Source organism: Citrobacter sp. (assembly GCF_050252275.1).
In the GTDB taxonomy this organism is placed as follows: Bacteria; Pseudomonadota; Gammaproteobacteria; order Enterobacterales; family Enterobacteriaceae; genus Citrobacter_A; species Citrobacter_A amalonaticus.
This window is the reverse complement of sequence record NZ_JBFWLF010000144.1, coordinates 1-11,095: the sequence shown is the minus strand read 5'-3', so window position 1 is coordinate 11,095 and position 11,095 is coordinate 1. Positions and strand designations below refer to the sequence as shown.

The following is an 11,095-nucleotide window of genomic DNA, read 5'->3' as shown; positions in this document are numbered from 1 at the left end:
CATCCCTGATGCCATCACCGTTCGTCCATGATCTCACCCTGAGTGGCGGTGTTCATACTCCAATCTCTTTCAATGTGGGAGAGATGAGCAGGATTGTTCCTTATGAGCGAAAAACGGCCTAAAGATGTTGTTTCAAACATGCGAATAAGACGCCCGCTCCTGGCACAGAACGGACCAAACTATTAACGAGCATCCACCACCAAAACTGAGAAATGCCTAATGGGAACCGGGCAGTGGAGCTGTCATCTGATCGACCAGCCTCCCCCAGACTACCAGGGGTTTTGATAACTTGTTTTGATAAAATTTTGATAACCGTTAGCAGCCTAACAAAAAACAACGGGAGCGTTACGCTCCCGTTAATAGATTTAACAATTATCGTTATTACATATTCGCGATGATCGCGTCACCAAACTCTGAACATTTCAGCAGCTTAGCGCCTTCCATAAGACGTTCGAAGTCATAGGTCACGGTCTTCGCGGCAATCGCGCCTTCCATACCTTTAACAATCAGGTCTGCGGCTTCGAACCACTGCATGTGGCGCAGCATCATCTCAGCGGACAGGATGATAGAGCCCGGGTTCACTTTGTCCTGGCCGGCATATTTCGGCGCCGTACCGTGCGTTGCTTCAAACAGCGCACACTCGTCACCGATGTTAGCGCCAGGGGCGATACCAATACCGCCTACCTGTGCTGCCAGGGCGTCAGAAATGTAGTCACCGTTCAGGTTCATACAGGCAATCACATCGTATTCCGCCGGGCGCAGCAGGATCTGTTGCAGGAACGCATCAGCGATCACATCTTTGACCACGATCTCTTTGCCGGTATTTGGATTCTTGATTTTCATCCACGGGCCGCCATCGATCAGTTCAGCGCCGAATTCGTCACGCGCTAACTGGTAACCCCAGTCTTTGAACGCGCCTTCGGTGAACTTCATGATGTTGCCTTTATGCACCAGGGTCAGAGAGTCACGGTCGTTAGTGATTGCATATTCGATCGCCGCGCGAACCAGACGCTTGGTCCCTTCTTCGGAGCATGGTTTGATACCGATACCGCAGTGTTCAGGGAAGCGAATTTTCTTCACGCCCATCTCTTCACGCAGGAATTTGATCACTTTTTCCGCATCTGCAGAATCCGCTTTCCACTCAATGCCGGCGTAAATGTCTTCTGAGTTTTCACGGAAGATAACCATGTCGGTCAGTTCCGGATGTTTAACCGGGCTCGGAGTGCCCTGATAGTAACGAACAGGACGCAGGCAGACGTACAGGTCAAGTTCCTGACGCAGCGCAACGTTCAGAGAGCGAATCCCGCCACCGACTGGGGTGGTCAGCGGGCCTTTAATCGCCACGCGGTAGTCACGAATTAGATCCAGGGTTTCAGCTGGCAGCCAGACGTCCTGGCCGTATACCTGGGTAGATTTCTCACCGGTGTAAATTTCCATCCAGGAGATTTTACGCTCGCCTTTATAGGCTTTCTCGACAGCGGCATCGACCACTTTCAGCATGGCAGGGGTTACGTCAACACCGATACCGTCGCCTTCGATAAACGGGATAATCGGATTCTCAGGAACGTTGAGTTTGCCGTTTTGCAGGGTGATCTTCTTACCTTCCGCCGGAACAACTACTTTGCTTTCCATTCACCTCTCCTTCGAGCGCTTCTGGTTTGCTCGTCTGTCATCGCGCTGCATGTGCCTTTGCGTCCTGCTGCACGACTGCGTTAGAGCAATTTTTTGTTAATGTTTTGTAATGAGCATGTCAATACTACCCTAATGTTCGCTGCCATGAAAGACACTCGTTATTAGGCTATAATGCGGCAATTGATAAGATCTGAAAATACCATGCAAAAAACTTCTTTTAGAAATCACCGGGTTGAGCGATTCAGCCAACGACAAGTCACTAAGCCCCGGAAAGAAAACCAGCCAAAACGCGTGGTTTTGTTCAATAAACCTTACGATGTTTTGCCACAATTTACCGACGAGGCCGGACGCCGCACGTTAAAAGATTTTATTCCTGTGCAGGGCGTATATGCCGCAGGTCGTCTCGACAGAGACAGCGAAGGATTGCTGGTGCTCACCAATGATGGCGCATTGCAGGCGCGTCTGACACAACCCGGCAAGCGCACCGGGAAAATTTACTATGTACAGGTGGAAGGCGAACCGACAGCGGAAGCGCTGGAAGCGTTGCGCAATGGCGTGACGCTGAACGATGGTCCTACCCTGCCCGCAGGAGTTGAGATCGTCGAGGAACCTGAGTGGCTGTGGCCGCGCAATCCGCCGATTCGCGAACGTAAAAGCATCCCCACCGCCTGGCTGAAAGTGACCTTATATGAAGGGCGTAACCGCCAGGTGCGGAGAATGACCGCGCACGTTGGCTTCCCCACACTGCGCCTGATCCGCTATGCGATGGGTGATTACACCCTGGGAAACCTGAGCAACGGTGAATGGCGGGATGTCACGGATCAAAAGAAAGGATAAATCATGTTCAAACCGCACGTCACGGTCGCCTGCATCGTCCATGCAGAGGATAAGTTTTTAATCGTTGAAGAGACCATCAACGGTAAAGCGCTGTGGAACCAGCCCGCCGGACATCTGGAAGCCGACGAAACGTTAGTCCAGGCCGCCACGCGTGAACTGTGGGAAGAGACCGGCATCCAGGCGCAACCTCAGCACTTCATTCGCATGCATCAGTGGATTGCGCTGGACAATACGCCGTTTTTGCGTTTCCTGTTTTCGATTGAACTTGCCAATATGTGCGACACCGAACCCCATGACAGCGATATCGACTGCTGCCGGTGGGTGAGCGCCGACACCATCCTTACCGCCCCAAACCTGCGTTCTCCGCTGGTTGCCGAAAGCGTTCGTTGCTATCAAAACGGCGTGCGTTACCCACTGGAGACGATCGGCGCATTTAACTGGCCGTTTACAGAGGGTGTCAACTAAAAGGGGTGCGTGATAGAATACGCCGCCTTGAAGTTCAATGTCGTGAGTATTCCAATGTCAGAAAGCCCAAAAAAAGTGATCGTCGGCATGTCCGGCGGTGTCGATTCCTCCGTTTCCGCCTGGCTGTTGCAACAACAGGGTTATCAGGTAGAAGGCCTGTTCATGAAGAACTGGGAAGAGGACGACGGTGAGGAATATTGCACAGCGGCCGCCGATCTGGCTGACGCTCAGGCCGTTTGCGACAAGCTCGGCATTGAACTGCATACCGTAAACTTTGCCGCAGAATACTGGGATAACGTCTTTGAGCTCTTTCTTGAAGAGTACAAAGCTGGCCGTACGCCGAATCCGGATATTCTGTGCAATAAAGAGATCAAATTTAAAGCCTTCCTGGAGTTCGCTGCAGAAGATCTGGGCGCTGATTATATCGCTACCGGGCATTATGTCCGCCGGGCAGATGTCGACGGCAAAAGTCGCCTGCTTCGCGGCTTAGATAGCAATAAAGATCAGAGCTACTTCCTCTACACGCTGGGCCATGAGCAGATCGCACAAAGTCTGTTCCCGGTCGGCGAACTGGAAAAACCGCAGGTGCGCAAAATTGCCGAAGACCTGGGACTGGTTACCGCGAAGAAAAAAGATTCTACCGGCATTTGCTTTATCGGCGAACGTAAGTTCCGCGAATTTCTGGGCCGTTATCTGCCAGCGCAGCCGGGTAAAATCATTACCGTGGACGGCGAAGAGATTGGTCAGCATCAGGGGCTGATGTACCACACGTTGGGTCAGCGTAAAGGTCTGGGCATCGGTGGCACCAAAGAAGGCACGGAAGATCCGTGGTATGTGGTGGATAAAGACGTTGAGAACAACATTCTGGTGGTCGCTCAGGGTCATGAGCATCCGCGTCTGATGTCCGTCGGCCTGATTGCGCAGCAACTACACTGGGTTGATCGCCTGCCGTTCACCGGCACAATGCGTTGCACAGTGAAAACCCGCTACCGCCAGACTGATATTCCGTGCACCGTCAAAGCGCTGGACGCCGAACGCGTAGAAGTGATGTTTGACGAGCCGGTTGCCGCCGTCACGCCGGGCCAGTCAGCGGTCTTCTATAACGGCGAAGTGTGCCTCGGCGGCGGTATTATCGAGCAGCGACTGCCCCTGCCGGTATAATTATTCTTAACAGACTGATACAAGGAAGCAGTGACCGTGGCAAAGAATTATTATGACATCACCCTCGCACTGGCTGGGATCTGCCAGTCTGCACGCCTGGTGCAACAACTGGCGCACCAGGGACATTGTGATGCCGATGCGCTCCACGTCTCACTGAACAGCGTTATCGATATGAACCCCAGCTCAACGCTGGGCGTGTTCGGCGGCAGCGAGGCGAATCTGCGTCTCGGCCTGGAAACCCTGCTCGGCGTACTGAATGCCAGCAGCCGTCAGGGGCTGAACGCGGAATTGACCCGCTACACGCTAAGTCTGATGGTACTCGAGCGTAAACTCACCGCCGCCAAAGGTGCTCTGGATACACTGGGCGAGCGGATCAACGGCCTGCAACGCCAGCTCGATCACTTTGATCTGCAATCCGAAACGCTGATGAGCGCGATGGCCGGAATTTATGTCGATGTCATCAGCCCGCTCGGTCCGCGCATTCAGGTGACCGGTTCCCCTGCTGTATTGCAGAGCCCGCAGGTACAGGCCAAGGTTCGCGCCTCGCTTCTGGCCGGCATTCGCGCTGCCGTGCTCTGGCACCAGGTTGGCGGTGGACGTCTGCAGCTCATGTTTTCTCGTAATCGCCTGACCACTCAGGCAAAACAAATTCTTGCTCATTTAACCCCGGAGTTGTGATCTATGGAATTATCCTCACTGACCGCCGTTTCCCCTGTCGATGGACGCTACGGCGATAAAGTCAGCGCGCTGCGCGGGATTTTCAGCGAATACGGTTTGCTGAAATACCGCGTACAGGTAGAAGTACGCTGGCTGCAAAAACTGGCCGCGCACGCAGCGATCAAGGAAGTTCCTGCTTTTGCTGCCGACGCAATCGGTTTCCTCGACGCTATCGTCGCGAACTTCAATGAAGAAGATGCCGCGCGTATTAAAACTATCGAGCGCACCACCAACCACGACGTCAAGGCGGTTGAGTATTTCCTGAAAGAAAAAGTGGCGAATGTGCCGGAACTGCATGCAGTATCCGAATTCATTCACTTTGCATGCACCTCGGAAGACATCAATAACCTGTCTCATGCGCTGATGCTGAAAACCGCCCGCGATGAAGTGGTGCTGCCTTACTGGCGTCAACTGATCGACGCGGTCAAAGATCTGTCCGTACAGTATCGCGACATTCCCCTGCTCTCCCGTACCCACGGCCAACCGGCTACGCCGTCAACGCTGGGTAAAGAGATGGCCAACGTCGCTTATCGTATGGAGCGTCAGTTCCGCCAGCTTAATCAGGTGGAAATTCTCGGTAAAATCAACGGTGCCGTCGGCAACTATAACGCCCACATCGCCGCTTACCCGGAAGTAGACTGGCATCAGTTCAGCGAAGAGTTCGTCACCTCGCTGGGTATCCAGTGGAACCCGTACACCACACAGATCGAGCCGCACGACTACATTGCCGAACTGTTTGACTGCATCGCCCGCTTTAACACCATTTTGATCGATTTCGATCGTGACGTCTGGGGCTACATCGCGCTGAACCACTTCAAACAGAAAACCATTGCCGGTGAGATTGGTTCTTCCACCATGCCGCACAAAGTGAACCCAATCGACTTCGAAAACTCCGAGGGCAACCTGGGTCTGTCTAATGCGGTATTGCAACATCTGGCGAGCAAACTGCCGGTTTCCCGCTGGCAGCGCGATCTGACGGACTCCACCGTTCTGCGTAACCTGGGTGTGGGTATCGGCTATGCGCTGATCGCCTACCAGTCCACGTTGAAAGGGGTGAGCAAGCTGGAAGTGAACCGCGACCATCTGCTGGACGAACTGGATCATAACTGGGAAGTACTGGCAGAACCGATCCAGACCGTGATGCGTCGTTACGGTATTGAAAAACCGTACGAAAAGCTGAAAGAGTTAACCCGTGGTAAACGTGTCGACGCGGAAGGCATGAAGCAATTCATCGACAGCCTGCCGCTGCCGGATGACGAGAAAACCCGCCTGAAAGCCATGACTCCGGCCAATTATATTGGTCGAGCCATCGCCATGGTGGATGAGCTGAAATAATCACTTGCCCGGTGACACGACGTCACCGGGCCGACTTTCGCGCATGGCTCGCGCCGCCCCCGGCACGTCCCTTCCCCGGTTTACGAAATATTGATCCCCACAACACCATCATCAGCGTTAAACTACGCAGACAAAAAGAAAACAGCATGAAAAACAAAAATTTATAATAATATCGAAATATTAAAGAGGGATTTGCTCCCAAATCCTGCCCCAAAATGCGCACCTGAAATTCCCAAAACTTCGCTTTTAAACGTTCACCTGTTTGCCACTACCGTTCTTAATCTCCCTATTCTCTACGAATTATATTTAACGGTTTACATCAGCCATCACTGCACATTGTGGAATACGTGCTGTCTGCACAATATCAATAAAATGCTTTAATGGACACATACCCTCAGGATTTTTATCCTGACAAGAGGGCAACGTAAGCACAATCTTGTTTGGGAGAGACGAAGATGAAAAAGGTTTAAACTCACGCATTTGTTGAAGAGTCTGATAAACAAACGAAATTTGAATCCAGTCGGTGTTATCACTCACTCGCGTCCATCTTTCGAAAACCAACTCCCCGCCAGGAGGTGTATTATCTGGCTGCCCAGGTAGAGACCAGTTAAGATCAAATACCCCACTGAGATTTGCAATATTGGTATCATGACCAGCAATAAACAATAATGAGACGGGTAATTTAATTCCGTAATGATTTTCTGTTGACCCATCACTCACTAATGCTTCGCTGATCAAATCGAGTAATGGTGTTGCTCTGCTGCGGGCAACTTCGGGAGTTCTTTGCAAAAGGTCAAACTGAGCATTATGCAGACTTAATAACGCTGTCCATTCTTTCTCCCCGTGAATTCGTCCCCACGCAACCTCTGGCATTCCCTGCGCCTCTTGCAATAGAAATATTTCCGTCAGCATGGAAGAAAGACTCCACGCGCCAGATAATGCAACGTTATCCGCAGAAACCCTGAGTTCTGAAGGTAAGGTTCCTGGTAGCGTGCAACCAGACTGGCTTGCTGATCGGCATGCTGCTGACCGGGAGAAATTGAGAACCTGTTCCAGAGTACGGAATGCAGAGTCATAACGCTGAGTGTACCGTTCAATGTTTCCTTCGGCACGTGTCAGAATCGCTTCCTGAGTTTTTTGTACATTAAAAGCGCACACCCCCATTTTTACTGGATTAAAAAGAGGATCTTTTTTATCGTGATCTTTTTGATAATGAACCTTATTTTTACATCCCGGCGCAAATCCAGCCAGAAATGCCTCACCGGTTTTACGAGTGCGCTGATCGGTATCGGCAATAACTGCCACCTGTTCTGGTGACGGACATACATTACTTTCCAGAACGCCGTTATCGATTAATACTTTTTGTTGATATCGTCCCATTTCGGTGACGAGCTCACCACCCCGAGCCGTCAACCAGCCCAGGGGAACATCCCATTGCGGCCAATGGTAAGGTGTGATTTCCTGCATCAATGGGGTGAACTTTGTTGGTGCTCTTACACCGTGGCGACTTACTATCACAACTCGTTCAAGCTTCATGTCATCTGGCACTTCCGCCTGTAATGGGAAAGAACCAAACATGAATATAAACATTATTAATCGAAAAAGTAGCGTATTCATTGCCAGCCAACCTTATAGTTAATGAACCATAAATAGTTAACATAGGGATTACTGTATAATCATCTTATCACATAAACATTCATCCCACGCCACTATTCCAATGAACCTCATCGCATAAGAAAGAGAGACCACTACCAGGCCGACGCCGTTATTTTTCACTACGCGAAAGCCTTCTTCCATTAGCGCCCACGAGAGACATAACCGCGACTTAACGTGATAACTGGCCTCCCAGGTGCAACATGATTTGTACTAGTCATAAGAATCGACCTTCAACATACAGGCTGTATCACCATCTCTAAAGAAAAGGATAAGGCATGTCACTATGCACAATGACAAATAGGGGTATCACAGATTAAATAATTCACTCTAACCCTGAAAAAATCTATGTTTATAATTTGACCACCAATTTTATAAAGACTTATAAAAAAGAAATACAAATATTAAAAAAGTGAAACAAAAAGATTCAACAAAAGATCGTTATAATAATAAAATCAATAACTCACGAACAAAAACACAATCAAAAAAATGATCTTTTTCAATGAGTTATCAAAAAACAACTACACTTTTCATCTATGAAAAATTGTCATTAGTAATGTTAAGGTCTCTAATATGGAATGGTTAGTTGTTGACACTATTGTCTGTTCTTCGAGTGGAATTTCATTTTCAATCCTCTGGTGTAAAATAAAGCTTATTATTTGGTATGAATCTGATGTTTTCCTTCCTCCAGGTTCCAGTGTCTCGCAGACTGACTCAGGGATTTACATTGACGGGAAATTTTTTCCATTGACAATTTATAACGTCACTTCCTTTAACAAGATCTTCTGGAAAATAATCGAGTGCAGCAATGAATGTCCTGGAAGGCAAAGCATTAAAGGAGCCCAATGTACAAGTGCTCTACACTGCAGAATAGCCATTTGTCCGTACGGATTGATAAAATAGTGTGTTCTCATAGCCATGTTACACTCTATCATCACGCAAAAAAGAAACAAAATGATAATAATATGCAAAGATCAGCATAATTAGCCTATGACACATTGAATAAACCTTCGTTATTTATTACAGTGTTCTTGCGAAATTCAGATGTGTTTAATATTCTTCCCAATGGTTTACCGCATAGCAATATGCGGTTTTTTTTGCATAAAAAAGCATAACCAAAATGAACATATTCATTGCAGTAGAGTCGATGACATGCATCATATCCCGCGCTTCAGGACAGGAATAACACTCATTTATCTTTTTGTTTTACAGAAAAAAAACAATATCCCCCCGCAAAAACGCACAACTCCATCAAGAACATCCCCTATATGCAATAAATGCTTAAGAGTTTTTCAAAAGTGCATGACTGTTCATATCCATCCCTCCTGAAAAAACTTTTACCACACATAAGCCATATAAAGCGATAAAAAAATAACACATTAACCACATTTTATTGCAGAAAGGAAGGTGTTTATTTTATGTTAATTTATGAAAGAAGTAATACCTGGCCGATTAAAAAAGGGAAATTCTCAGGAGGCTGCTTATGAATAAGTCATTAACCCGCATTGCGTTATTCACACTGTTTTTCATGACACCTGTTGTTCAGGCTGATAGCATCGCATTATCATTGTCAAATGATGACGCAGGTATCTTTCAGCCTGCGCTTAACAAAATTTATAGTCATAAAGATGAAGCTCGCGATGATTATACACAAGGTCTCTTCCTGGGTTATAGCCATGATGTTACAGACTCAAGCCAGTTATCGTTTCATATCGCACAAGATATTTACTCACCATCAGGAGACAACAAGCGGTTACCGACAGCAATAACCGGAGACAGAGCTTTTAGTGCCTTTCTGTACACGGGTGTTGAATGGAATTCTGTAGCAAATAGCTGGTTTCGCTATCGCCTGGGGACAGACGTCGGCGTGATTGGACCAGATGCTGGCGGTCAACAAGTCCAGAATAAAGCTCATCAAATGATTAATGCTGAAAAATATCAAGCATGGGATGATCAAATCGAAAATCGCTATGGGTATACGGTTAAAGGAATGCTATCGCTGACTCCTGATGTGGATATCCTGGGAACGAATGTTGGTATTTATCCAGAAATATCCGCGGTAAGCGGAAATCTTTTTGAATATGTAGGATACGGTGCAACGTTTGCCATAGGCAATGACAAAACCCTGAACTCAGATAACGGGTATGGTCTGCTTGCGACTCGTGGGTTAATGCATACATCAAAAAATGATGGTTTAATATACAAGATATTTGCCGGGATGGAACGTCGGGAAGTTGACCGTAACTATACATTACAAGGAAAAACGCTTCAGACCCGAAATGAAACCGTCTCCCTTAATCATACCGTTGATGAATATCGCATCGGAGCCACTTTAGGTTATTCTCCGGTCGCTTTCACCTTATCTTTTAATCGTGTATCACCGGAGTTTAAAACTGGAAAAGATTATTCATTTGTCAATGGTTCTGTGACCTTCCTCTTTTAATCATCCGCCAAAACATAACGATAAGTATCTGCGGGGCTGTCGCTGATAAGTGGCAGTCCGCACACTTTTATATGCTTTCCGCCCTCACCGCGACCCATAATCCATGGAGATACAGGTGAGGTTTCCCGATAAGTTTCACTCCCTCAGTTATCTGTGAGAAAGATTAAGTGACCGCGAATACTATAACCTGACCGTACATTTCCCCGGACAGTCCTGTCCATCATGCCTGTCCGTCTGCATGGCAATATAGGGTAACCCTGCAATGCCAGAATTCATCAAAAAAGGTCGCTCCCCTTCAACAGTAAATAAACAAATGGCAGTTTTATCGTAAATGCTGAAGCTTGCGAACAGAAGTCAGTTTATATTACATGCACCTTATGAGGGGGTATCGAGGCTCCAGCTCGTTAAAGCAGATCCCGATCCACTTTTACTTCATGAGTATCAGGCGCTGATCTTGGCACTTCCCCACAAACTTGCCTTCATCATTATAGTGGCAGCACACACGGGGATAAGACCAGGGGAAATATGTGCGCTGGCCTGGGAGGATGTAGACCTGAAAAAGGTGAGATCCATGTATCCAGAGACCAGACGAATAAACATTTGTATGTTCCGCCCAAAACGGTTGCTGGCATAAGAACGTCGCGTTGTCTTTATCCCCGGATCGGGCTCATATACTAAAGAAGGTTTCTTTTCCAAATACTCGATTTCCTGTGGCGGGAAACGTGGTACTAAACTTTCAGGTATCAGGGAGAGAAATGCCTGTCAGTCACGGCATACTTATGCTGGCTGGATGCAGATAGCCGTAGCGAATCCTTCATTCATTGCCCGCCAGATGGGGCATGAAGATGCTCG

9 protein-coding genes are annotated in these 11,095 nt (G+C 48.2%); 7 read left to right on the top strand and 2 right to left on the bottom strand.

Annotated features, from left to right (window positions below):
• Positions 1 to 381: 381 nt before the first annotated feature.
• Complete coding sequence (icd, locus tag AB7E14_RS13395; RefSeq protein WP_043000943.1) at positions 382 to 1,632, bottom strand: NADP-dependent isocitrate dehydrogenase; 1,251 nt, start codon at positions 1,630 to 1,632, stop codon at positions 382 to 384.
• 171 nt (positions 1,633 to 1,803) lie between these two features.
• Between icd and rluE the strand changes: the two genes are divergently transcribed.
• From rluE to purB, 5 genes are read left to right on the top strand one after another with little or no spacing between them, the layout of a single operon-like run.
• A complete protein-coding gene (gene rluE / locus AB7E14_RS13390) occupies positions 1,804 to 2,469 on the top strand; it encodes a 23S rRNA pseudouridine(2457) synthase RluE (RefSeq protein ID WP_072140761.1) in 666 nt (221 codons plus the stop codon).
• Between the two features lie 3 nt (positions 2,470 to 2,472).
• Entirely contained in the window at positions 2,473 to 2,934 is a 462-nt protein-coding gene (locus AB7E14_RS13385) for an NUDIX hydrolase (RefSeq protein WP_316962231.1), read from the top strand.
• 54 nt (positions 2,935 to 2,988) lie between these two features.
• Positions 2,989 to 4,095, top strand: a complete 1,107-nt coding sequence (gene mnmA, locus AB7E14_RS13380; protein ID WP_044254911.1) for a tRNA 2-thiouridine(34) synthase MnmA — start codon at positions 2,989 to 2,991, stop codon at positions 4,093 to 4,095.
• A 36-nt stretch (positions 4,096 to 4,131) separates the two neighbouring features.
• Positions 4,132 to 4,773, top strand: a complete 642-nt coding sequence (hflD, locus tag AB7E14_RS13375; RefSeq protein WP_042320078.1) for a high frequency lysogenization protein HflD — start codon at positions 4,132 to 4,134, stop codon at positions 4,771 to 4,773.
• A 3-nt stretch (positions 4,774 to 4,776) separates the two neighbouring features.
• Positions 4,777 to 6,147 (top strand): adenylosuccinate lyase, encoded by a 1,371-nt coding sequence (purB, locus tag AB7E14_RS13370; protein WP_044327682.1) that lies wholly within the window; start codon positions 4,777 to 4,779, stop codon positions 6,145 to 6,147.
• Between the two features lie 306 nt (positions 6,148 to 6,453).
• Here purB and AB7E14_RS13365 read toward each other — a convergent pair whose 3' ends face one another.
• Complete coding sequence (locus AB7E14_RS13365; RefSeq protein WP_316962230.1) at positions 6,454 to 7,764, bottom strand: AppA family phytase/histidine-type acid phosphatase; 1,311 nt, start codon at positions 7,762 to 7,764, stop codon at positions 6,454 to 6,456.
• A 609-nt stretch (positions 7,765 to 8,373) separates the two neighbouring features.
• Here AB7E14_RS13365 and iraM point away from each other — a divergent pair.
• Positions 8,374 to 8,703, top strand: coding sequence for an anti-adapter protein IraM (iraM, locus tag AB7E14_RS13360; protein ID WP_316962229.1), 330 nt, complete (start codon positions 8,374 to 8,376; stop codon positions 8,701 to 8,703).
• Between the two features lie 580 nt (positions 8,704 to 9,283).
• A complete protein-coding gene (locus AB7E14_RS13355; RefSeq protein WP_394804272.1) occupies positions 9,284 to 10,243 on the top strand; it encodes a lipid A deacylase LpxR family protein in 960 nt (319 codons plus the stop codon).
• Positions 10,244 to 11,095 lie beyond the last annotated feature (852 nt).